Source organism: Bradyrhizobium stylosanthis, assembly GCF_001641335.1.
GTDB lineage: Bacteria > Pseudomonadota > Alphaproteobacteria > Rhizobiales > Xanthobacteraceae > Bradyrhizobium > Bradyrhizobium stylosanthis.
On sequence record NZ_LVEM01000009.1, the window covers coordinates 72,937 to 95,732 of the forward strand.

At 58.9% G+C, this 22,796-nt stretch carries 21 protein-coding genes, 2 tRNA genes and 2 pseudogenes; 11 read left to right on the forward strand and 14 right to left on the reverse strand.

What is annotated here, in order from left to right; all coding sequences use genetic code 11:
* The first annotated feature begins 82 nt into the window (after nt 1–82).
* Nucleotides 83–355, forward strand: a complete 273-nt coding sequence (locus A7X65_RS38875; protein ID WP_063694700.1) for a PsiF family protein — start codon at nt 83–85, stop codon at nt 353–355.
* Nucleotides 356–456: 101 nt separating this feature from the next.
* Complete coding sequence (locus A7X65_RS38880; protein WP_063694701.1) at nt 457–1,542, forward strand: AbrB family transcriptional regulator; 1,086 nt, start codon at nt 457–459, stop codon at nt 1,540–1,542.
* 3 nt (nt 1,543–1,545) lie between these two features.
* On the opposite strand, the gene A7X65_RS38885 is transcribed toward A7X65_RS38880, so the two are convergent.
* Complete coding sequence (locus A7X65_RS38885) at nt 1,546–2,085, reverse strand: disulfide bond formation protein B (protein ID WP_063694702.1); 540 nt, start codon at nt 2,083–2,085, stop codon at nt 1,546–1,548.
* A 164-nt stretch (nt 2,086–2,249) separates the two neighbouring features.
* Between A7X65_RS38885 and A7X65_RS38890 the strand changes: the two genes are divergently transcribed.
* Nucleotides 2,250–2,334 (forward strand) — tRNA-Leu (locus A7X65_RS38890).
* A gap of 209 nt (nt 2,335–2,543) precedes the next feature.
* On the forward strand, nt 2,544–3,914 hold the full coding sequence (locus A7X65_RS38895; RefSeq protein ID WP_063694703.1) for a tyrosine-type recombinase/integrase: 1,371 nt from the start codon (nt 2,544–2,546) through the stop codon (nt 3,912–3,914).
* A 29-nt stretch (nt 3,915–3,943) separates the two neighbouring features.
* On the opposite strand, the gene A7X65_RS43960 is transcribed toward A7X65_RS38895, so the two are convergent.
* The gene (locus tag A7X65_RS43960; RefSeq protein ID WP_145669961.1) at nt 3,944–4,210 is read right to left on the reverse strand and encodes a helix-turn-helix domain-containing protein; all 267 of its coding nucleotides are present in this window, start codon (nt 4,208–4,210) and stop codon (nt 3,944–3,946) included.
* A gap of 198 nt (nt 4,211–4,408) precedes the next feature.
* Between A7X65_RS43960 and A7X65_RS42355 the strand changes: the two genes are divergently transcribed.
* Nucleotides 4,409–4,549 (forward strand) — tRNA-Met (locus A7X65_RS42355).
* 690 nt (nt 4,550–5,239) lie between these two features.
* On the opposite strand, the gene A7X65_RS38900 is transcribed toward A7X65_RS42355, so the two are convergent.
* A complete protein-coding gene (locus A7X65_RS38900; RefSeq protein WP_063694704.1) occupies nt 5,240–6,436 on the reverse strand; it encodes a hypothetical protein in 1,197 nt (398 codons plus the stop codon).
* A 17-nt stretch (nt 6,437–6,453) separates the two neighbouring features.
* Nucleotides 6,454–7,224, reverse strand: a complete 771-nt coding sequence (locus A7X65_RS38905) for a hypothetical protein (protein WP_145669962.1) — start codon at nt 7,222–7,224, stop codon at nt 6,454–6,456.
* Nucleotides 7,225–7,859: 635 nt separating this feature from the next.
* Between A7X65_RS38905 and A7X65_RS41160 the strand changes: the two are divergent.
* Together A7X65_RS41160 and A7X65_RS38925 are read left to right on the forward strand one after the other, a co-directional pair.
* A pseudogene (locus A7X65_RS41160) lies at nt 7,860–9,269 on the forward strand (helix-hairpin-helix domain-containing protein); the annotation flags it as partial.
* A 157-nt stretch (nt 9,270–9,426) separates the two neighbouring features.
* The gene (locus A7X65_RS38925) at nt 9,427–11,463 is read left to right on the forward strand and encodes an ATP-binding protein (protein WP_082885216.1); all 2,037 of its coding nucleotides are present in this window, start codon (nt 9,427–9,429) and stop codon (nt 11,461–11,463) included.
* 117 nt (nt 11,464–11,580) lie between these two features.
* Here A7X65_RS38925 and A7X65_RS38930 read toward each other — a convergent pair whose 3' ends face one another.
* The 6 genes from A7X65_RS38930 to A7X65_RS38955 all read right to left on the reverse strand — a co-directional run bounded on the left by A7X65_RS38930 (nt 11,581) and on the right by A7X65_RS38955 (nt 16,738).
* Nucleotides 11,581–12,756 (reverse strand): restriction endonuclease, encoded by a 1,176-nt coding sequence (locus A7X65_RS38930; protein ID WP_063694707.1) that lies wholly within the window; start codon nt 12,754–12,756, stop codon nt 11,581–11,583.
* 65 nt (nt 12,757–12,821) lie between these two features.
* Nucleotides 12,822–13,547 (reverse strand): AbiV family abortive infection protein, encoded by a 726-nt coding sequence (locus tag A7X65_RS38935; RefSeq protein WP_245324066.1) that lies wholly within the window; start codon nt 13,545–13,547, stop codon nt 12,822–12,824.
* Nucleotides 13,537–14,535, reverse strand: coding sequence for a restriction endonuclease (locus A7X65_RS38940; RefSeq protein WP_063694709.1), 999 nt, complete (start codon nt 14,533–14,535; stop codon nt 13,537–13,539). The genes A7X65_RS38935 and A7X65_RS38940 overlap by 11 nt, the downstream gene beginning before the upstream one ends.
* Before the next feature lie 45 nt (nt 14,536–14,580).
* A complete protein-coding gene (locus tag A7X65_RS38945; protein WP_063694710.1) occupies nt 14,581–15,480 on the reverse strand; it encodes a bacteriophage abortive infection AbiH family protein in 900 nt (299 codons plus the stop codon).
* Between the two features lie 59 nt (nt 15,481–15,539).
* On the reverse strand, nt 15,540–16,229 hold the full coding sequence (locus A7X65_RS38950) for a hypothetical protein (protein WP_082885218.1): 690 nt from the start codon (nt 16,227–16,229) through the stop codon (nt 15,540–15,542).
* Nucleotides 16,226–16,738: a hypothetical protein gene (locus tag A7X65_RS38955; RefSeq protein WP_245324067.1), complete on the reverse strand. Its 513-nt coding sequence runs from the start codon at nt 16,736–16,738 to the stop codon at nt 16,226–16,228. Before A7X65_RS38955 ends, A7X65_RS38950 begins: the two co-directional genes overlap by 4 nt.
* Before the next feature lie 161 nt (nt 16,739–16,899).
* On the opposite strand from A7X65_RS38955, the gene A7X65_RS38960 reads away from it, so the two are divergent.
* Nucleotides 16,900–17,691, forward strand: a complete 792-nt coding sequence (locus A7X65_RS38960; RefSeq protein WP_063694713.1) for a DUF5677 domain-containing protein — start codon at nt 16,900–16,902, stop codon at nt 17,689–17,691.
* Between the two features lie 3 nt (nt 17,692–17,694).
* On the opposite strand, the gene A7X65_RS38965 is transcribed toward A7X65_RS38960, so the two are convergent.
* Both A7X65_RS38965 and A7X65_RS38970 read right to left on the reverse strand, forming a co-directional pair.
* Nucleotides 17,695–18,801, reverse strand: coding sequence for a hypothetical protein (locus A7X65_RS38965; RefSeq protein ID WP_145669965.1), 1,107 nt, complete (start codon nt 18,799–18,801; stop codon nt 17,695–17,697).
* Between the two features lie 24 nt (nt 18,802–18,825).
* Nucleotides 18,826–19,416, reverse strand: a complete 591-nt coding sequence (locus tag A7X65_RS38970; RefSeq protein ID WP_245324068.1) for a hypothetical protein — start codon at nt 19,414–19,416, stop codon at nt 18,826–18,828.
* 121 nt (nt 19,417–19,537) lie between these two features.
* Between A7X65_RS38970 and A7X65_RS43465 the strand changes: the two are divergent.
* Nucleotides 19,538–19,794, forward strand: a pseudogene (locus A7X65_RS43465) (ArdC-like ssDNA-binding domain-containing protein); the annotation flags it as partial.
* Between the two features lie 253 nt (nt 19,795–20,047).
* Here the strand turns inward: A7X65_RS43465 and A7X65_RS42360 are convergent.
* Complete coding sequence (locus A7X65_RS42360) at nt 20,048–20,437, reverse strand: hypothetical protein (RefSeq protein ID WP_167358342.1); 390 nt, start codon at nt 20,435–20,437, stop codon at nt 20,048–20,050.
* Between the two features lie 164 nt (nt 20,438–20,601).
* Here A7X65_RS42360 and A7X65_RS38975 point away from each other — a divergent pair, with 164 nt between their 5' ends.
* On the forward strand, nt 20,602–20,838 hold the full coding sequence (locus A7X65_RS38975; RefSeq protein WP_011084405.1) for a helix-turn-helix domain-containing protein: 237 nt from the start codon (nt 20,602–20,604) through the stop codon (nt 20,836–20,838).
* Nucleotides 20,839–20,844: 6 nt separating this feature from the next.
* Here the strand turns inward: A7X65_RS38975 and ku are convergent, their stop codons facing one another.
* On the reverse strand, nt 20,845–21,780 hold the full coding sequence (gene ku, locus A7X65_RS38980; protein ID WP_063694716.1) for a non-homologous end joining protein Ku: 936 nt from the start codon (nt 21,778–21,780) through the stop codon (nt 20,845–20,847).
* A 566-nt stretch (nt 21,781–22,346) separates the two neighbouring features.
* Here ku and A7X65_RS38990 point away from each other — a divergent pair.
* Nucleotides 22,347–22,796, forward strand: coding sequence for a hypothetical protein (locus A7X65_RS38990; RefSeq protein WP_063694718.1), 450 nt, complete (start codon nt 22,347–22,349; stop codon nt 22,794–22,796).

Consider the following 22,796-nt stretch of genomic DNA (forward strand, 5'->3'; position numbering starts at 1 on the left):
GTTCAACTCATTCATGTCGCGTTCAGCATCGCGAGCCGACGTTCCCAGCTCTTCGCAATTCCCCCAAGAAGAGTGCAACATCATGACCCTCGCCTCTCGCCTCGCCGCCGTCGCTCTCGCCTCCCTGCTCGCCTCCGGCGCCGCCTTCGCGCAGGCCACCGCGCCGGCCGCCAAGACCGATGCCGCCGCCACTGCCGACAAGAAGGCGCCGAAGGAGCGCTCGGCCGAGTCGCTCGAATGCTCCAAGCAGGCGGACGCCAAGGGGCTGAAGGGCAAGGAGCGCAAGAAATTCCGCCGCGAGTGCATGAAGGAAGCGAAGGCCGGCACCGCTGCGCCCGCTGCCGACAAGAAGTAAATCCGTCGCAATACGGTTCGCGAGCATCTGCGAGGGGCGTGCGCATTGCGGCATGACGTAGCCGCAATTGTGCGCCTCTCGCCGATTTGCGATAAGGTGGCGTGAAGCAAATCACCGCCTCCCTGCCCATCGAATGGCCAAGCCGTGCCAAGATCCTGAGCACGGTGGAGACGCTTGCCATCGGCACCGCCGGCGGTCTCGTATTTCTCTTCGCACACCTTCCCGGCGGCCTGATCTCGGGCTCGATGATCGCGGTCGGCATCGCCGCGATCGCCGGCCGCCAGCTGTCGCTGCCGCCGATCCTGACCCAGACCGTGCTGGTGCTGCTCGGCATCTCGCTGGGCTCGGTCGTCTCGCGCCATCTGATCCAGCAGGTCAGCGCCTACCCCCTCACCATCGGCCTGCTCGCGCTCGCCACGTTCTGCTCGACCTTCGGCTCGAGCTATTACCTCCAGCGCATCCATGGCTGGGACCGCACCTCGGCCTTCCTTGCCGGCAGCCCCGGTGCGCTGTCGCAGATCACGATCCTGGCGGTCGAGCGCGGCGCCGACCTGCCGGGCATCGCGGTGGTGCAGACCATGCGCGTCATCATCCTCACGGCGGCGCTGCCGATGGTGCTGGCGATCGCGGGCGTGGCGCCTTCCGCCGCGCCGTCGCTGACGAGCACGATCGCCTCGCCGCTCGGGCTCGCGGCGCTGGTCGCGGCCTCGCTGGCTGCGGCGCTCGTTCTGCGACTGATCAAGTTTCCCGCGAGCTGGATGTTCGGCGCCATGATCGGCTCCAGCGTGCTGCACGGCGGCGGCTGGGTCGAGGGCGGCCTGCCGGACTGGGTGCGCGGCGTGGCGCTGGTCGGCATCGGCGCCCTGATCGGCAGCCGTTTCGCGAAAATGCGGATCAAGACGCTCGCCGGTCACATCAACGCAGCGCTGGGCTCGTTTGCGGTCGCGATCGCCGTCTCCGCCATCTTCGTCGGCATCGTCGCGCTCGCCACGCAGGTGAAGTTCTCCGACGTCGTCGTCGCCTTCGCACCGGGCGCGATGGACGCGATGCTGGCGCTGGCCCTGACGCTGCACATCGACCCGATCTTCGTCGGCGCCCATCATCTGTCGCGCTTCGTGTTCGTCACGATCGCAACGCCGGGCATCGTGCACCTGTTCGGGCGCACGCAGGACGACGTGGACGATTGAAGTCTAGCGCTTCGCCGTCCGCACAAATCCCCACGCGGCGATCGCCGCCATCAACAGCGAGATCAGCACGTTGTAGCCGGCGAGCGAGAGGCCGAGGAAGCGCCACTGCACCTCGTCGCAGCGGACCACCTTCACGGTATCGAGCTTCGACAGCAGATCAGCGGCGTTGCCGAGATTGATGACGGGACCGGAGCAGTCGGTCGGCCCCTTCCAGAATCCCCATTCGACGCCGGAGTGATAGGTGCCGAGGCCGGCATTGGCGAGCGTCACCAGTACGAGGATCGCGAGCCCCGCCAGCAGCAGCGGCCGTGGCGCGCCGCTCCGGGCGGCAAGCGCCGTCAGCGCACCGACCGGGATGACGAGGTAGTAGGCGTAGCGCTGCTCCAGGCACAGCGGACAGGGCAGGATCTCCAGCACGAGTTGGAAGAACCAGGCGCCCGCGATGGTCGCTGCCGCGATCAGGGTGACCCCAAGCGAGGCGGCCAGCGCGGGGCTGGTGGCCGCCGGCTTGAACGCAGCTACTGCAGCACTCTGGGTCGTCACGGCAGCCTCTTTCCGATCGGTCGCGCTCCCATGCCTCTAGCCCCGGCCCAGGCGGCTGTCGAGAACGGCCGGCATCACTTTGGCGCGGGTTGACCCCGCCATGCCCATGGCTATAGTCCGCCGGCTTCGCGACGCCCTCCCCTTAAGGAAGGGGCCGACCGAGGGCCCCTGTGGCGGAACTGGTAGACGCGCTCGACTCAAAATCGAGTTCCGCAAGGAGTGCTGGTTCGATTCCGGCCAGGGGCACCAACTCGGGTGTTCACGCTCGTTCCCAAGCGTCCGCAGCTGTCCGCGCTGCGCTCAAACCCCTTGAAAAATAGGCACTTTTTCATACATCGGTGTTCGTCACCGTTTGTTCTCATCCGACACCAGCCGCCCAATTTGTCGGTATTTTTGACGGTATCTAGAGAACAGACGTTCACGGCGACTTGCGCTCCGAACGAGGGGATTTTGAGCAGATGCCTGACGAGAATGATAGCGTGTGCGCCACTCCTAAGCAGATCAAGACAGACGTCGACTGCCGCGCTGCGCGACCGAAATTCGACAGTGGCACTTGGAGCCCCGCCAAGATCTCCGACGTGACCGGCGGCGGTCTCTATCTCTTCGTCACGCCGGATCAGAGGAGGCCCGGCAACGCTGCCTCGAAGCTCTGGCGGATGGACTACCGCTTCAACACCCGTCGGAAAACCTACTCCATCGGCCCTTACGGCAACGGCAAGGATGGCACCTTCTCGCTCGCCGACGCGCGGCGAGAGCGTAACAAGGCCAAAGACCTGCTCAAGGAAGGCAAAGACCCGAGCACCGAGAAGCAGCTCGACAAGCATAGGCAGACGGCCGCCCGCTCTTTCGGACAATGGGCCGAGGAGTGGCTCGCAAAGAAGAAAATCGAAAAAGTCAAACGCGGCAGGATCGTCGCGGTGCGCGCCCCCAAGACCATCGAGGTGCTCGAGCTGCGTGTCAGCTACGTCAAAGCTCGCTTCGGCAAGTTATCTAGGCTGGACATCAAGCGCCCGGACGTTCTCGCATTCATGCGTTCATACGAAACCGAGGGAAAGCTGGAAACGCGCGACCGCGTGCGCAGCATCGGTGAGCAAATCTGCGACTATGCCGATGTCGAAGGCGACGGCTACAATCCATTCCGCAACCTGAAGGGGCAGATGATCGCCAACATTTCGACGCCGCGTCCTGGCGTTACCGAACCACGCGACGTGACGCGCGTTTTCAAGCTCATCAGCGAACCGTGGACGAGAGCGAGGTTTAGTGACGTTGTTGGCCTTGCCTTACGCTTCGACGCGCTGACCGTTCCTCGCCCCGGGATGGTCAACGAAATGGAGTGGACCGAGGTCGATTGGGACACCGAACGCTGGACTGTTCCAGCCGCCAAGATGAAGACCGGCTGGGACCACGTCGTGCCTCTGTCACGCCAGGCACTTGCGATTCTTAGGAGCGTTCAGAAGCTAACGGGTCATCGCCGGTACGCGTTCTCCTGCTCGAGGGACACGCCGTTGTCGAACAACACGCTCAACAAGCGCTTGCGGCTGCTTGGCGTTGACACCAAGACTGAACATTGCGCCCACGGATTTCGGACCACCTTCTCGACCTTGTCTCACCACGAAGAGATCAAGGACGCCAAAGCGTGGGATGGTGATGTCGTCGAGCTGCAACTCGCGCATCTCGATAGCTCTACCGTCGAAGGTCTCTACAAGAAGCACGGACCGCTCGCGCTGATCGGCTCGCGCACAAAGCTGATGCAGCATTGGGCTGATCGGATTGACCACTGGCTCAATCCAAAGAGGATCATTCCGATCAAGGGAGGTGCGCAGCGCTGAGCGCGCCCATCAGGCTAATTAAGGCTTGGTCACGCGGAAATAGTTGTGCCTACAAGTTCAAGAAGCGATCGCACTATCACCAAGCGCCGACGCCCAATCGTTGTGGTGGCAAGTTGGCCCGATCCAATCAACTCATAAAGCTTCGTGCGTCCCAAGCCCGTTACCGTGCAGGCCTCGTCCACCGTGCAGCTGAGTCGCTCCCGAAACGGGACCACTTTCTCGTCGCGATCATTCGTCGGCGAAAACGGGCTTCTAGACGGTCTACGTCCAGCCTCCCCCAGTGAGTCATCCGTCATGGTCTCTCCTTGTCCACGAAAGCAGTCGCTTGGTTCAAGCGCGCTGGAGACAGATCGGATGATACAAAACGCAATAATGAAGACACTTCAACAGCTCTGAAAAGTTCGCGAACCAAGCTGCGGCAATTTCAATCGAGTTAAGCCATATGCCCATCAAGCTCTGGCAAGCTTCGGAGCAAGTGGTGAAACTGTTCAATAGGGCGTGAGCAGCCCAAGCTGCCGTAAACTACCTGCCGCGGAAGTGCGCGAGAAGATTGATGCGCGAAAATATTGCCAGATCGCGTCAGCCGACCGCTCATAACGGTCTGGTTGCAGGTTCGAGTCCTGCCGGGCCCACCAAGAATATCAATATCTTGCTTGCTCTCCGTTGCCCTCAGCACGACGACCGCACCAGAAACCGCACCAGATACGTCCACTTTTCGTTCGTGCGCAGTTCGGGAGAGGGGCAGGCTAGCGTGACGAGGTCCTCGAGGATGTTTCCCTTAGCTTTTGCGGTCATCGTCTTGCCGCCCAGTTCCGTCGATGTCTGGCTATGGCCCGCTGAGCGCGGAGATGGTCGAATCCATGTTGACACCAAGATACCACATGGAGCCGAGGGTCTCGAAAAAAGCAGCCTACCCGCGCGAAGGATCGGCACCCGATAGAGCCTGAGCAAGGAAGGCGAACGCGGTCCCAAGCTCGTAGGGTCACGGGCTTCGAAAGATATCTTTGATCGCCGGACATTCGAATTTCGGCTCCGGGTTATCCAGCCTGACGAGTCTTCCTGACATCGATGTCGCATTTGGTGATGACGATGTCGGCCATCTGCGGTAAAGCGGAGGTCAAAAGTTGAGAATGTCCGACTACGAGACGGCGGTCGCCGTCTCTCGATAAGCAGGCAGAGCGCTTAGCGCCTCCAGTCCTTTTCTCGCGATCGCACTCAGCGCGAAATCGAGGCTGCGCTGGCGACTATGACACCGACGAAGAGCAGGACGAGAGACGACGTATCAGGCCGCATCGCAGACCTAGGCTACCCCTAGGCACTTCCAACTAAGTCCGAAAATTGGCGATATAGTCTCGATACATTTGGGCTTGCTCCTCATCGAGTCCGAATCTGTTGAGTTGCACCCTGCCCCTCATTCGGTCATCGCCATGCATGATGCAGCTCAAGTCGGTCGCCTGCTCATGTCTCTCCACGATGGTTTTGGCCACTTCGACCGGCAACTCATCGTTGTAGGTCGGATTGCGGCCGAAGTTGTTCTGCGCGTGATACAATGCCCTCTCGTAGTCCCGAAGAACGTCCCTCATGTAGACCATGGCGAGGTCATCAATCTCCCGCGGGGCCTCCTTGCTTCCGAGTATCAGCACGGACACGAGCCGCGCTACCTTCCAGGTTTCACGCTCCCATCCCTGCGTCAAACGTTCCTTCAGGAGGCCGAGGAAGTCCGGCTTGATGTATTCGAATGGAACGTGCGGCCAGCCATCGAGCAGGTACATATCGTAAAGGCCACGCCCGAAGAGGCTTCGAACGGTATCGTCCTCCAGCCAACGCGTTATCTCCACGCTGCTGACCGCCCCGACCCGGTGAGCCATGTAAGCGAACATGATGTCTGTGATCTGCTTGAGGGAATAGATTCCCTGTGACGCTTCACCGAGGATCGATGTAAGCATCGGGAATTCAGCCTTGGTCGCGTACAGCTCAAGCCACCTTGAGGAAGCCCGCCTCAAGCGGACGTCGATCGGGTGCGGTGGCTGCGTCAGTTTTCTCGCATTCTCCAACGCCACACGATACCGGGAGACCCAGTACCTGGTCCTGCTTGGCTCCTCCAAGAACACGTCGTTATAGGAGGCCTCGATCTCCTGAGCGAACCATTCTTCTTGTTGCGCCTTAACCTTGCCACTACGCGCATCATCAAGCATCTCGCCCAGATCGCGCAGTAATGGGTGGGTGAGCGCATCCACCCCGAACATGGCTTTTAATCTGGCTCTCTCAGCATCCCCTTCAATGATGTAGGGCGCCTGTTTGTGCCAGAAGATGATCGGTGCGGGATCGCCGACGCGGAACAGCCTGTCTCGATACGAATCCGGGAGATACCGGACTACATCGTAGTGGTCCACGTTCTCATAGAGGAGAAAAGCGCTGATATTGTAGTCAGCGTCCATCTCGGGAACGTACATCGCGTTCCCCGCCTCGAATATTGGCACGCCGATAGAGTCGGCTGGAGAAAGCCGCAGCGCAGCGGTCATCTTCAGCCCATCGGGTATCAAATGTTCACTCCGGCCTTCTTGTAGATTCGTTCGACGGCGTCATAGATCGACGAGTAATGCTGGCTGAGACTGAGCGGCAACAACCGATAGGTTTCGATGTACTTTGTGAGCTTGAGCAGCGACTCACGCACGCCATCTGTGCGCATGTACTCCTCTGGGATCACCACACCGAGCAGATCCTGCTTGCGGAGAGGAATGTCCTCGCCGACTTGCACCTCAATGGCTGCGGCGCGGTCATCGTAGTTCTTGGTTGAGCCCTCTCGATACAACTTCCCAAGAGCTAGGATTTCGGCATGACTCATGTCGAGAACGTGCTCTTCCTTGATCTTGTCCTCATCGACCGATTTGCGATCCACGTACCTCCGTGGGGTATCGAAATACAGGGAGATGAGCCTACCGATCAAAGCATCGTCGGACCCGAGCTCGAAGTTCTGCATGTCGAAGGCTGTGAGATACGATGGCATCCTGTTACGATCGAAGGCGCCGGTGTCGAAGGGATAGATACGCTTGATGGGCGGCGGTGTCGCAAACCTCATAACGAACACCGACGGAAGTTGCCAGGCCTCCGGGTTCAGCGCGTCCCTGCCCTTGTATGCGGCCCGCCCCACGAACAGATAGCAGAGCTTTTCGCCCTTGAAGACATCGCACTTCATCGCCACAAGCTTCTCATCCTGAATGATCTTGATGAGCTTGCTGGACGGCGCGCTATGGACCCATGGCGGGCTTTTAGGGGTGGCTATATTCGAGTTGCTGAGAAATTCACGCAAGCGGACTTCCCGAGGTTTCATCGTCTGATCCTAGAGGCTGCAGCAAATCACCATGACAACTTATTAGAAACAGATCGATCAAGGGGATACATTACCCACTATCCCCACTACTCAACCGATATGTCGGGCGATCCCATGGGCGATCAAGAGCAACGTGCCTAGCGGCACCAACACTCCGGCCAGCACAGCCAAGAGCATGAGGATAAACCCCCTGTCCCGGCCAAAGGCTCTAACGACGGTCTCGGACTGCGATAGGATTCCACCCATACCTACCGCGAACCTAGCTAGGGTCGGTTCATGCTTTTGCGTGGCTTTAGCCATGCCCGTCTCCGAAAGTGAGCATCCGGGACATCCCGGCTCGTAGCGTAAGACCATTTCCCGGCCGTCAACCGCTAACAACGCACCACGACTAAACCCATGCGGTTTGCAGTTTGGAAAATCCTCTTTGCCGCTTCTTCCAACACCAATGGTTATTGCATCAAACCGCAACGCACCAGCAACGCACCGCCTCCGTAAGCGGCCTTTCCGTCAACGATTTCAGATCGTTATGCGGCTAGCAGCGACGACATCACGGAGACTACCGAAACCGCTGTCCAAAATTTGGAAAAGTCGTCCGAACCTACGGATTCGCTGGGTATCTTCGTCGCCGAGACGGATTGGAGCCTGTCGTCTTCCCGAAACCCGAGCTAGAGAAAGTGCTCGGCAAGACGCTCGGCGTGCCGTTTTCCAGGATCAGGCCATGCGCGTCGCGATCGAGTGCGCAGGCTTCATCCCCGGCGATGCCGACCTGCTGCGAAAGTCGATGGCCACGTTCAAATCCACTGGCGGTGTTTCCAGCTTCAAGCAGAAGCTGATCATGGTCGATAACGGCTATGAGCGCGATTTCGCCGACCACCTTCCGCCAGCTCGAAGGCTTCGGCTCCTACGGATTTCCGGAATCGAACGCAGCCTCTTTTGCGCTGATCGCCTATGCCAGCGCCTGGCTCAAATGCTGGCATCCCGACATCTTCTGCGCGGCGCTCCTGAATGCACAGCCCATGGGCTTCTACGCGCCAGCCCGGATCGTCAGGGATGCTATCGCTCACGGTGTCGATGTTCGGCCCGTCTGCGCCAATGCCTTGCGCTGGGACTGTACCCTGGAGCCGACGAACGACGATAGCCAGTTCGCTGTGCGCCTCGGCCTGCGCATGGTCAGAGGAATCGCCAACGCTCACGGCGCCGCTATCGTCGCCGCGCGGGCGGACCAGCCCCTCTCCTCGATCGATGATCTCTGGCGGCGCGCCGGCGTGCCGTCAGCCGCGTTGGTTCAACTGGCCGAGGCCGACGCCTTCCGTCGGACCTGCGCCTCGCCCGCCGCGACGCTCTGTGGGCAATCAAAGCCCTCCGGGACGAACCGCTGCCACTCTTCACGGCCGAGTCTGCGCGGGAAGCCGAGATCGTGCCCGAGGTGAACGAGCCGGCGGTCGCTTTGCGATCGATGACGGCAGGCAGCGAAGTCGTCGAGGACTACGGACATGTCGGACTGACGCTCAGAGCGCACCCGCTCAGCTTCCTCCGCGAAGATCTCCGGCGCCAGCGCATCGTCACCTGCGCCGAGGCTATGGCTGCTCGCGATGGACGTTGGCTGGAGGCCGCGGACATCGTCCTTGTGCGCCAGCGCCCCAGCAGCGCCAAGGGCGTCATGTCATCACATTGGAAGACGAGACAGGCATCGCCAATCTCGTCGTCTGGGCAAAGGTGTTCGAAGCGAACCGGCGCGCCGTCCTGTCAGCCAGCATGATGGCCGTGCGCGGCCGCATTCAGCGCGAGGGCGATGTCGTTCACCTGGTCGCGCAGCGGATCACCGACCTCTCGGCCGATTTCGCCAGCGTCGGGAGTCGCGACGCGGCATTTCCGCTTCCGCATGGCAGTTGCGACCAGGTCCGCAACGGCAGCTCTGGTCCCGATCCGCGCGACCTGCCGCCCAAGGGCTTGCGCACGCGCGACATCTATATTCCGATCTGCACATCGACACAATCAAGGTAAAGACACGGAATTTCCATTGACGCATCGGTCGAAAGTCGCAGAAACGGTAGTTGCCTCTTGCCAGAAGGGTATGAAACCGGGCTCGATAAACACAATTGCCGTCGATTTCGGCCGGTCTCGACACCCTAACTTGTCGAATCGAAAGTAAAGTTGGCCGTCGTCAGGGCCGGAGGGAATATGTCAGGCGAGGAACACGTCTCCGTTGCAGTTCGAGATGACTTTTTGGCGCGGCAGACCAAAGCGAAGCCGGTACCTGCCCTCGCGGAATTGCTGTGGAATAGCCTCGACGGCGACGCCACCGACGTCTCGGTGGAATTCGTCCATAACGACCTAGCCGGCGGAATGTCCAAGATCGTCGTCTACGACAATGGCGACGGCTTTTCGCGCACAGATGCGCGTGCCCTCTTCGGCAATCTCGGCGGATCGTGGAAGCGTCAAATTCGTCAGACCAAGCGCAATCATCGCATGATCCACGGACAAGAAGGGCGCGGGCGCTACAAGGCATTCGCCCTCGGCCAGTCCGCCACCTGGAAAGTGTGCTACGACGATGCATCAGGCCGAAAGGCTTTTGAGGTCAGGCTCCTGGAAGCCGATCTCACAGATGTCACCATCACGGAGGAAGTGCCCGCGCCTGATCGCTCGACCGGCGTCATCGTCGAGATCGATGACCTTCGGCGGGATTTCAGAACCTTCGAGAGCGACGAAGGCATTCAGGACCTGAACGAGATCTTCGCGCTCTACCTCATGAATTATCGCGGGGTATCCATCTCTGTCGCCGGCCAGAGGCTCGATCCAGAGAAGGTGATCGCCAGCCACCATAAAGCTTCGCTTCCGCCAATCGAAACCGCGGAAGGCCACCAGCACAGCGTCGAGCTCGAGGTCATTGAATGGCGAACAGACGCGCGCCGCGTGTTGTATCTGTGCTCGGCGGGCGGATTTCCGTTCGATCAGGTTGAGACGCGCTTTCACATTCCCGGCTTTTCTTTCTCCGCATACCTGAAATCCACCTACGTCGAAGAGCTACACAACGAAGAACGCGTCGCGCTCTCGGAAATGGATCCTTTGCTTGGCGCGGCGGTGGAAAATGCGCGGTCCGCGATCAAAGACCATTTCCGCGACAAAGCGGCAGAAAAGGCTCGATCCCTCGTCGATGAATGGATCGCCGAAGACGTCTATCCATATCGAGGCGCACCGCAGAACGCCGTTGAAAAGGTGGAACGGCAGGTCTTTGATATCGTGGCGGTCCAAGTTCAAGAGCTCGCGCCTGACCTCGGAATCAGCTCGGCAAAGGCGAAAGCGTTACACCTTCGGATGCTTCGAAACGCGATTGAGCGCGGACCAGAGGAATTGCAGCTGATATTAAAGGAGGTGTTGGACCTTCCGGCTCGCAAGCAGAAGGAACTCGCTTCGCTTCTCCAGGAGACCACGCTATCCGCGATCATTACTGCGGCCAAGACAGTCGCCGACCGACTCAAATTCATCTCGGCCCTCGAATCGATCGTCTTCGACCCCGAAACCAAAGGGCGCCTGAAGGAGCGCACACAACTTCACAAGATACTCGCTGAAAATACGTGGGTTTTCGGCGAAGAGTATAATTTATGGGTGAGCGACAAGGATCTTCGCCGTGTCCTCGAGAAGCATCGCGACTATCTTGATCCGGACATCTCGATCGACGAGCCTGTAAAGGTGATCGGTAAGGCGCGTGGGATCATCGACCTGATGTTCTCGCGCTCCACCCGGCGGCATCGCGCCAACGACATCGAACACATGATCGTCGAACTCAAGGCTCCCAAGGTGAAGATCGGCGCCAAGGAAATCACACAGGCAAAACAGTATGCGATCGCTGTCACCTCCGATGAGCGATTTTCGACCGTCGATGGAGTCCGCTGGCACTTCTGGCTCGTTTCGAATGCCTACGACGATTTTGCCAAGCACGAGATTGAAAGTGGACCGGATCGAGAGCGGCGCCTTATCGCAAAAGGGCCGAGACACATCATCGGAATCAAGACGTGGGGCGAGCTTATCGAAGAAAACCGCGCTCGCCTACAGTTCTTCCAGGAACATCTGCAGCATTCCGCTGACGAAAGCGCCGCGATAAAATACCTGCAGGAAAAGCACAGCCAGTTTCTCGAGGGCGTGATTGTCGAGGAAGTCACCGAGACCAGCGAAGATCAGCCGGATACTCCTGCCCCGGAAGATTCTATGCCTGCTTAATGTCCTGCGCTAGCTGATGCATCAAGCCAGACGGCACCTCAACCGCAGCAGCCGGGCTGCTTTCACCAGCCCGCAGCATTTAATCGCAATCCGCGCTAGTTACCGCTCAACGGCCGATCAGTGTCCCCGCAGGCCAAACTCGGCGATGATTGCAGGCCGAGCGGCGAGGAGACGTTCGAGATGGCTCTCGGGCCACATCTCGATGCGCGGCGACGCCCCATTCGCATTGTGCTGCTCGATCCAAGTCACGGCATCAGCGGTGAACCGCCCGCTGGTTGCTATGATCAGCACATCGACCCGCGGATTGGGCCAAAGCGCCATTTGATCCTTCGTCGACGAGACCTCGGAGAGGCTCACGCTACGACTCGTCCAATGCTTGCACTGGATCACGACACGAAGGCGCAGCGTGCCCGACAGCTCGTCCTGGATCACGCGCATCACAGATAGATCCCTACCTTTGTCAGGCGCCCTCGTCTGCATCAGCCACTCTGGATTCTCGTAGCCTGGCGTGTCGCTGATGAGCGTGAAAATCAGGCGCTCGAAAGCCTGGTCATCGATTTTAGACCAGGCCAATGCCGTCGTGATCGGACCAGTCGGCCGCGCGGCGACCAAGGCCGACAGGTCCTCGACCTGTACAGGCACCGCCTCGTTGACGCCGTAAAGTCCCTTCCGCAAGGTATTCTTTACGTCCGGCCAATCCATCGCTTCTATGTCATGAAGGTCGCCGACATATCCAAAATGCATATGCCGCATCATGTCCGACCACCGCGCCGGCTTCACGCTTGAGCCGAGCAGCACCTCAATTTGCTTCATGCGCTCACGAATGGCGTTCCACACGTCTCGTTCGATCTGCTGCCGCGGATCTGCATCCGGGCCTACGCCCGCGCGAACCGTTCGGATGTCCGCATCGATCTGGTCGATCAGGCCGACGAGCGCATCACGAATAAGCGCCTTGCGCATGTTGTTGAGCCGGAAGCGATATTTTCGAAGTTCACGACCGGGCTCCTCGATCCAGCGTTCCACGGATACATGCGCGCTCGGCTCATCGATCTCCATCGCGTCTAACCGGCTCTGCGCGAGGCCGTCGAGATCCGGAGGTGTCGCCGTCGGCTTCCATCCCCCGATTTTCGGAAGGCTCGCGAGGAGAATGTCGAAAGAGCGCGCGCGATCCTCGTATTCGACGTTTTCACCGAAAGTGACACCGGTCGGGATCATCTCGGCCATCTGATCCCAGAGCCGTTCGAGCTTGATAAGATTGGCTTCCGTCGCCTCGAATTGCTCGAGAGCCGTCATGATGGAATTATTTGCTGTACTCGGCGTAGGCATGCGCCTCCCCTTCGCCCGCTATAGCGGTGATACTACGACGTCGTTTTAGCCCGGTCCCCTAACTTCGCCTTACCTGCCTCCAAGAAGGCCGACAACATTGTCTCCATCGCCTCCTCGAGGTTGTCCGGCTCTTCCGCCCTCAGCCGTTCCGATTCTGCCACAAAACCAGAAAGCAGGTCGCGAATGACGGCCGGTGACGCCGTCAAAGTTCTCAGCATCTTCAATGAATTGTGCGCATAACCAAGAAACTCGGCGTTTCTCTCAGTTATTTCTTCAAGCATTTTCTTCGTAATGCGCTCGCTTGGCGCCACGAACTCACCATCCAACCAATCCACATAGAAGGAAGCGTTCTTATTTCGGTTTGAACCGTCGTGGAAATCATCTTGCGTTTTCCTGAACGCCTCCCTCGCGGCGTCCCAATCGCCTCGCGCTCGCGCTGCCAGTTCATCTTCGGAAGGCTCGAGCATGTAGGCATTCGATTTGTTCTTCGAGGAATGGCGCGCAAACGCGGCCAACACTTTCTTCTGATTGAATTCAAGGTCAAGAATAAGACTGACGGCCCACACTCCGAGAGTGTTCACCTTCGAACGCTCCTCCAGCGAAATCTGGTGCAGGCAAAGGGCGCGGGCCACCGCACCGGCTTTCGCCAGCAGCTCCGCCTCAAAGAAAAGCTGTTCCGCATTGGTGAAGGTCTTCTCTGCGCCCTGGAGCAGAACGTCCAAGGACGCTTCATTCTCACCCGCCTTGCTATCGGCCACCCGCATCTCCATCAAAAAGGACTTCAGTTAGATTGTCCGGCGGCGACCAAATCCCAGACTTAGCCTTCACATATGTCCGGCAAAGAGTGACGATCTTCTCCTGATCCCCGAACCTCAATTTCTCTCGCTCAATCGTGGTGAGCTGCTCGAACGCATTCTCGGTAAATCCATAGGTCGACAGAAACAGGCCACCTGCCTTCTTTTCGGTGACAATGACCTTCAAGAGCTTCGCGACCGCGTCGGCACCCACCTTTGTTGAGGACCGCCAATGCTTGATCTCCACATAGTAGGTCGCCTGCTTTCCGGCGACTTCACATTCGAGGATGACGTCCTTACCGCCGTCCTTCGACCCGGGGGTGAGCGTCACCCGAAAGCCAAGCCCATCGAAGACCTCAGCAACGGTGCGCTCGACATCCCGCCATTCCAAATGGGCTAAGGCGCCCGGGTCTCGCGCGATGAGCCGGGCGAAACGCTCGCTGAGTTCGCGCAGAATGACCCGCACCTCTGTCTCCGCGTCGGGCTCAGCTTCCCGTACGAGCTCCAACCAGCTGCGCAGATCCTCAAGCGCTTTCAGTTCGACCGACAGTGGGAGGTCATGCTCGATCGTGGCCCTGGCCGCGGTCGTGAAGGCGCAATTGCTGACGAGGATCACTCGACCCATCCCCTTCGCCAAGCCAGCCCCGATTAGCTCCCTGACCTGCTCAACCGCGACCTTTCGTGCTCGTGAGTAAAACTTGGCTACTACCCCGAGGCTTTCCGCCGATCCGAGCGCTGGATCGCCGCGGACACCCACGAAGTCGATCCCTTCGTCCCTGTGTGTGGATGTCGCCTGCAGGTCAAACCCTTCGACCCGGAGGATCGGTCTCAATACACCTCCCAAAATCTGGTCAGCCTCCATCGGTGATGGCGCTGATCCGACTTCGAGCCGGGCAATATCGGCGATGATGCGAGAATATTCTTCATTCGAAATTTTGGCCGCAGCGCGCATTACCCTATCTGTTCCTCTTCGATCTCTCCAACCGGTCCGGGCGCTTCAAAACTCACTCAGCAGGGCATATTCGACCAAATGAGATGGCACGCCCAGCGCCACCATGCGCTCGCGCAAACCGTCGAGATCACCGTAGTAGCTGATCTTCCACCGAACCCGATCAACGTCGATATTGGCGATCACCTCGTGAAAGTACGGGTGATCGACGTCGGACACCGAGTGTCCCATCACAAAGATCCGATCCACGTCCGAAAGGCCGGCGAAGAAGGAAGCATTGTTTTCAATGACTTTTGACGTCGGCTTGAACGTGTCCTTGAAGTAGTCGTCGACAAGTCGCTGCCCTTCGATGACGCGGATGTCCGCGTCCTCCGGATCTCGTTCAAAGCGGTAAGGGTCGGGACTTGGATCCGGTTCCCACCCATGACCCAGAATAAGGGTGTCCGTCGGGTTCGCGGCGGCGCCATGAATATGGAGTATGTTGGCGTCAGAGACCCCGTACAGCCGCTGCAATGACGGGGTGTAGTTGAAGTTCAGGAAGACCGCGGAGGGGTCGACCGGGACGCGCCGGTCGACGATATCCGAAGCGGACGGAATGGGAAGTTGGCGAATCCATTCGGCAAACCGCAAGCGCAGCGTCGTCGAGATCGCCTCGACCGCCTGTTCGATCTCGTATTGATAATCGTGGTGGTACGCGTCGCTCCAATCCTCCGCCCCATACCCCACGAGGAAATTTGAGGCGTCCTCGATCAGTGAATCACTGTCGAATGAGGCCAGCCGATCCTCAAACTCAGCCCAAAACTGCGCGTCCATGGCGAAGTATTTCGCGACCACCTCATAGGTCTTGGAGTCGTGCTTTCGAAGATATTCACCGAACGCTTTATATGACGACGGAATGCCGTGGTGGAGATCGAAGCCATTTCCAATGATGTAGAGAGTCTTCGCCATCGGACCCATTCTTCCGCAGTTCAAGGTTGACGATAGGAGTTGCCCATGCCCGCCGCCCCTCAGTCATCCGTGTCCATGTCCACCTCCGCGATCAGCTCTTCGGCCAATTCCGAAAGCCATGGCGAGACATCATCGATATGCACCGCGTTGGAGTGGGCCGCGTAGTAGTCGCCGACCGTTCGAAATCTCTCGCCGAACCGATCCGCGAACATTTTCTGCAGCTTGCTGTTTCTGCTCAGCACGCTCGACATGGCCCGACCACCTCGCAAGAACCTGATCGCATGCTCGGTCCCGAGCAGATAGAGGTGCTTACGCTTCGCTGTCGGATGCTCTGCAAGCAGCAGATAATCCTTGAAAACGGAATTCTGGCGGATCGTTTCCGCGCCGCCCCGCCACCGGATGAACTTGAATTCGGCAACCCGAACATTGGTCTCAAGATCGAAGTCGCGGCCCGTGTTTCCGGCGCCGAGCGATACAGATTCGACCCGCTCCCCCGGCTCGAGAATGTGCGGCAGACACATGAGAATGCCGAGCGCGTGGATCGTGACGTTGATTTGGCCGGCCAACCGCTTCATCTCGGCAGCCGCCGCGAGAACGTCGCGGCCGGCCCCTGCACTTTCGAGGAAGCCCGTGCAGTCTCCTGCCGTAACACCACGAACCGCGCCTTCGATGCGCGATAGCGTTCGTGTCAGGTCCGGGCCGGTGAATCGTCCGACCAGCTTGACGATCTCGGCCGGGTCTGCGGTCAATCTGCTCCCTCCAGCTCCAGATGCATCCATTCCGTCAACTCTTCATCCAGTTCGGCGTCAACATAGACGTCGCAACGGGGGGCATTCCCTGCCTTCACGTCGATCACCAGATGAAGGCCGACCAAATAGCCATAGGGTCCAGCTTGCTCGGTCAGGCCCTTGAGCTTCCAGATGTCCCCTTCGTAGTCCTTGTTCGTCGACTTCTTGACCTCGACGACCAGCAAGTTCTCCCTCTTTCCGACCCGATGCACGATCAGGTCAGGCACGATCGCGTCCTTGCCAATCAGCTCATCGTCGCTGAGACCGTACCGAAGACGTTTGATGACATCCTCTCGGCGATTCCATTCGAGATCGATCGACCAACCGGCATACTGGCCGTGCAGGAGATCCCGGATTCGAGCGACAAGCGCACGTTCGGCCGGATCGGCATAAGCAAGATCCTTTTCCTGCAGCAGTGCACGCACCGCGGCCGCGAATACTGAAAGTATTGCTTGCAAATCATCTCCCATACCACCCATTTATCATGAATTACTTCAAAGAAAATCGGGGGCTCCGACGTGAACACCGAAATCGGCGGCACGAACGCGAAAATCGCCACCGCCGCGCACCGGACTGCCGCGATCATCGGACAGTCGGACGCGACGCGTCTCGTTGACCCGGACTGATTCCCATGACTGAAGATCATTCACGTTCATCGGAGTGGGTCGCCTGGATGCGCGACTATGTGGACGCGGCGCGCCGCTTTGCCGCCGAGGATCCCGTCGATGTTTCGTCAGAGGAAGAACGCCAGCTTGTGGCGATAAAGGCGGCGCTCTATGCCCGCGCCCTGACGCTGTTCGAAGGTGCCCTGCTCGTCCTCGAAAACGACCGGCAGCTCGATTTTCGCATTCAGTCGCGTGGTGTCATAGAGGCGACGATGTACCTCATCGCGCTGGACCGAAACCCCGCGTTCGTCGCACGCATGAAGGATGACGACTTCAAGAGTCGGCAATCTCGCGCGGCCCTGCATCTTGGTGCGAAGACGTTTAGTGGCACGGAAGACGTGAGACAGCAGCTCGAGGAATTTGTCGCACAAGGGCTCCAGGGCGCAAAGGCGATCCAGCTCGGCACGCTCCTTCAGGGCAGCGATTTCGATCGTCTTTACCGCAGTTATCGAGACATTTCCGGGGACGCCGCGCATGTCAGCCTGACGGCGCTAAACCGACACTATATCGCGAACGAGACGACCGGCCTGGCGGTTCTGATCATCAACCCTGAGCTCGATGACATCGACTTCCAGGTAACCGTGACAGAGCTCGGCATCTCCATGACGATCGCGACGCTTCACATCATGAAGATCAAGGAAAAGACCGACCTCTGGGATGAGTTTCAGGCGCTGTTGCAGCGATACCGAGCCCTGGCGCGCGATGGACACGGCTCGCCCGAGGCCCCAATCTTGGACACCGGACCAACGCAGCAATGAAGCCTACGTCCTCACGAGCTCATTGAGCCACTCGCTGAACAGGACTTGCGATTTCAAAAACATGCCGCAAAAGCTGAATAGCGACACAAACGGGGTCCGCTCAATACGGAACAGGTGCGTCCGAAAGCTCGCATCCTGGACTTTGCCGTTCTGCAGCATCTGAGCGAAACGCTTCTCCCGGTCTTCTCCCTCGTAGACATTGATGGCCAAGTCGAGGTGCTGCATTTCTACCGTGCCAAGCGGGGTCAGCGCGGGGTCGCGGGTGTCGAGATGGATGCATCGGGCGATCATCAAGCCGCTGGGATCATCCGGCCGCGGCAGTTCCTCGATCATCATCGTCAGGTAGTCGTCCTCACGGCGTTCAACATGAACCTCAAGCCGGCGCACCTTCTTTACATGATAGTCCCAGTATTCCGCATGTCCCTCGGATGCCGGACGGTCCAACAGATGGTACGCAGCGAAATCCTTCATGCCTTTGCGGAGGCTGAAGTCTTCCAGCCATCGCGGATTTGCAGGCACCAGCGTCGCTTCGGTCAGCAACTGCAGCGGCTGTGTCGCAGAATAATATCCTGCGTCGAGACGAACAAAGGCCGGCGCCGTTGGCCATTCATTCTGCGCCCAGTTTACGATACCCGGGCTGAGGTACGGGCAGAGTTTCGTAAATCCGCTTCCAGCCCGATAGATCTCACTGCCACCGACTGAACTCACTGCGCTGACATCAATCAGCTCGAAATCCTGCCTCCCGTTCGGCCGGCGTCGGATCTTGCCAAAAAGCCCAGGGACGCTCTTAAAGAGATGCTGGCCACTGTCATAGCGCGTACACAGTCTCTTGACCTCGCGACGATTCCATTCGTGCTCGACCTCGAACGTCATCGCAAAGGCCGCAAGTCGCTCTCGACGCGTTCGACCTGCAAAGAAGCCGATCGCCAAATAGCCGCTCAGCCCGTTCTCGTCCTCGGACGTCAAAATGCTTTCGCGAAACGCGAGCAACGGAGCAACCATCGCTGCATGCGGGCCCGGACTTTCCACCAACTCATGGACCGCGATGTTCGCCTCCTTGGCGATCTTGGCTAAGTCACTGAGCTTCTCGAAATATTCGTCGATCTCCACCAGAAATCCTTCCCCCAATGCCGCCTATTCCCTGATCGCGAACACTTTCCGGGTCCCCGAGACATTGCCGTCCTGATCCATATATCCGTCGTAAGTCCGCCGGACCTCATCTTCCAGGAACGCATCGAAGATCCGAGCGATCTCGGGCGGCGAGAAATGAAAGAGCTGCGTCTTGCTCTGGGTATCCGACGCGATCAGCAACCCGTCCGGCAGATAGGCGCTTCCGGAAAGAACGCCGATGACACGGGCGTGCAACATCTTGTCGGAGATCACTTTTGGCGTTCGATTCTCGCGTCGCCGCGCCGTCATGTCATAGTTATTGAAGATTTCGCTCGCGGTGCGGCTGACGAACGGTTCACGCCACTCGACATCTTTTTTGACGGCGATCTCGTGTACCTCGAGCGGCGTCTCGCGAAATCGATCCGTCACCAAACGACACTCGATCAGCCGCCTCATGCACACCGCGGCAACGCCAACCGCCCGTTCCAGCATGTGATAGGGATTATGCTCGGTGTCCGCCTCCGCAAACACCTCGTCCAAACACAGAAGTATTCTGCGGCGCTGCTCTGCCAGCTCGTTCTTCCACGTATAGGATTGCCACTCGGAGGAGCCCACGCTTCCCAACTTCCGAGCTTCCTCGAACCTTGCCTGTATCTCATCTTCCGACCTCACGCCTTCCGCCCCCTCATTCCTGCGTCCACTCATCCTACCTGTTCCACCTGGAGCGTGCCTGCCGCCAATGGACGGATCGACGGGCCGCAGTTACTCGGGGATCGACGTCCTGATCCTCTGGGGCGCCGTGATCGAGCACGGCTATCCCGGCCAGAGCTGGCTCACCTTCCGCCAAGCGCTCGCCCTCGGCGGCTATGTTCGCAAGGGCGAATGTGGCACGACCGTTGTCTACACCGTTTCGTTCCCGACGACGAGAAGAGGCGTGCCCGCGAAACCGGTGAGGATGCCCAGGCCATTCCGCTCCTCAAGCGCTTTACGGTCTCCGATGCGCCCAGCTCGACCACATTCGCTGGCCAGTTTTACCTCGTCGCCAACCTGCATGACGGGCGTCCAGTTGCCCGCGTCGTCTGTTCTCAGAAAGCCGATATGCCGATTGAGTGTGAAAGCGTATACCCGGTCGACACATTGGGAACCGTCGCGGCTTGCCGTCCAGATAGTTGTGCTTAGGCTTGGCGGCCGAGCTCGATTGCTAAAGCGAAGGGTTGTCTTCTGACCAGTTAACGAGAGCAGGTCACTACTTGACCGCACTTACGCCGTACTTCGAGTCCTCTTCACGAACATAGCGAGCCAACGTGTCTCTTACAGCCCTGGTCGATTCTTCCAGTCTTTGAAGCATAGCTCTCAAGTCCGCGATTGTTGCTTCCTCCATATGTAGATTCTGCGGATTTAAAGTAGCTCGGATGAGTTGGTCGAGCGGCATTAGGGAGATCGATATTCCAGCCGGAGCGTTGCCGTATTCAAACGATAATTCAGAGATCAGATTGCCGTCCGGGGTAAGTCTGCATGACGACGTCAAGTTAGATGAAATTGCTTCTTCTAGCAGCCGAGCGGGGATTTCAATCGCCGCAACGACGGTCCCGGTCTCACTGACCCTGTATCCAAGCCGATAAAGATCATCCGCCATTCGCGCATTTCCGGGGCAGACGCGTTCGGCAAAAGGTTCGATTCCCCACCGAGCAGAAAGAGCCAATACCTTACCCCATCAACGTGAGTTTCCCCTCCAGAAATACCTAATTTATCGGTATCTGAAAAGTCGTTCTATGTGTCTGGCCCCCTTTCGGAGGCCAGATGCCCAAGACGGTTACTTCGCCCATTCAAAAGAAGCTCGCCGCGATGTTGGTCGAGCTAAGAAAGGGTGCGGGACTCCGTCAGGTTGATCTTGCCAACAAGCTTGGGGTCTACCAATCCTGGGTAACCCATCTTGAATCTGGGCAACGTCGAATAGACGTCGTTGAGCTGATTGAGTTGGGTCGAGCCATTGGCTTTGACCCCGCCGAGGTCGTACGGAAGCTCAATAAGCGTTAGGGCAAGCTAAGCAGACCGACGCTGCGATTTTGCCAGCTGCTTTTTCGCAGCTGTCTCCTTTGCCTGCTTTTTACCGGCAATAGGCATTAGCATCTCTTTCTGACCGCTTGCAGCTTTGCGCGGCTTCTTGGCCGACTTCTTGGAAGTATTTGCAGGCTCTGTGGACTTCTCCCTCCCGACGCTCTGCCGTAGCGCCTCCATCAGATCAACGACGTTCTCTCCCTTTGGCCGCTCTTTGGGACGGATCATCTTGCCGGCCCGCTTCTGGTTGATCAGGTCGACTAGTGCGCCTTCATAGTGGTCCTCAAACTTCTTGGGATCGAACGTGCCTGCCTTCTGGTTCACGATGTGCCTGGCGAGATCGAGCATGTCTTTGGTGACTTTGACGTCCTGGATCTCGTCGAAGTATTCCTGCTCGCTGCGGACCTCGTAGGGGTAACGCAGCAACGTTCCCACGAGCCCTTTGTCCATCGGCTCAAGTGCAATGATGTGCTCTCGATTGGTCAGCACGACGCGTCCGATGGCGACCTTGTTCATTTCACGGATGGTCTCACGGATCACCGCGAAAGCGTCGTGGCCAACCTTGCCATCCGGGCGCAAGTAGTAGGGTCGGATCAGGTAGCGCGGGTCGATGTCTGCCTTGTCGACGAACTCGTCGATTTCGATCGTGCGGGTTGATTCCAACGCGAGCTCTTCGAGCTCCTCCTTCGTCACCTCAATGAACTGCCCCTTCTCCAATTCATAGCCCTTGACGATGTCTTCGTTGGGCACCTCGTCGCCAGTGTCCTGATCCACCTTGATGTACTTGATGCGGTGGCCAGTCTGCCGATTGAGCTGGTTGAAGGAAATCTTCTCGGACTCAGAAGTCGCCGGGTACAACGCCACCGGACAAGTCACGAGGGACAGACGCAGGAAGCCTTTCCAGTTGGCGCGGGGGGCCATGTACGCAGAACTCCATGTTGGACGGCTTGGACTCAAGACGATCGAAAGCTGCTGGTTCCGACAATGTCAGGGGCAAATAATTCGGCCAGCCTCCTATGGTCGGACTCGATTTTTGTTCTCTTTATGTTCTAATTCGGTTATGAACGATCGACCTGCGAGTTGGCGAATGCCCACCCCAAAACAGATGGAAAAGCTAGCCGCCTCAATGGGAAAGGGAGCCGAGAGGGAGCTTTCGCCAGGCCCCAGGGACGACATGCCCGACGAATACTGGCGTGCCCTCCTCGACGATGCCCATGACCGGACCGCGGTTTCGAGACGTTCGAGCCCCGTCCAGCGCCTCTGCGAAATCCCACAGCATGTCCTGCGCGTTTCCTGCCGCAGGTGCGAGCGCATTGTTGAGATCCAGAAAGTGGACGCCGTCCGTCTCTACGGACAACAGGCGAGCTGGAAGGAGGTTGGGCAACGTTTGCTGGACAACACATGCCAGAACCGAACCGGCCGCCACGAGGAGGACGGTTGCTGGCCGGCCTTCGGGCCGGTTTGACCGATTACCTGCGTCAACCCGAATGGCTCCGAAGCATCACCCGACGCCGCTCTCCGGCGGCGACCGGAAGGCGCTTGGCAAGGAGCTCGGCAAGGCGCGCGCGATGACCACGATCCTGGCTGAGCAGTCGACCGCGGCTCGCGCCAAAGGTGAAGCCCTGATCGAGCAGGCGGATCGCCTCCTGTGTGAGAGCTGGAATGAGCGCATGTGGGCGAACGGCGAGCCGATCGATCCTTCGCCGGCAATCGATCAGGCGATCAACGGTGGTTATCCTTGGCTCGAGATCCAATGCTCCCGCTGCAAGACCCGACGTGACGTTGATCTGGCTGCGTTGCCTCATGCAACCACAACCTTTGTCCATGACCTCGCTGGCAGGCTCCGGTGCAACAAATATGCTAAGGCGGGACGCCGTCCTGTGGCGACGCTGCTGCAGCTTGTGCGCCGCCCCCGCCCCGCTCCCTCAGAGAGGTGA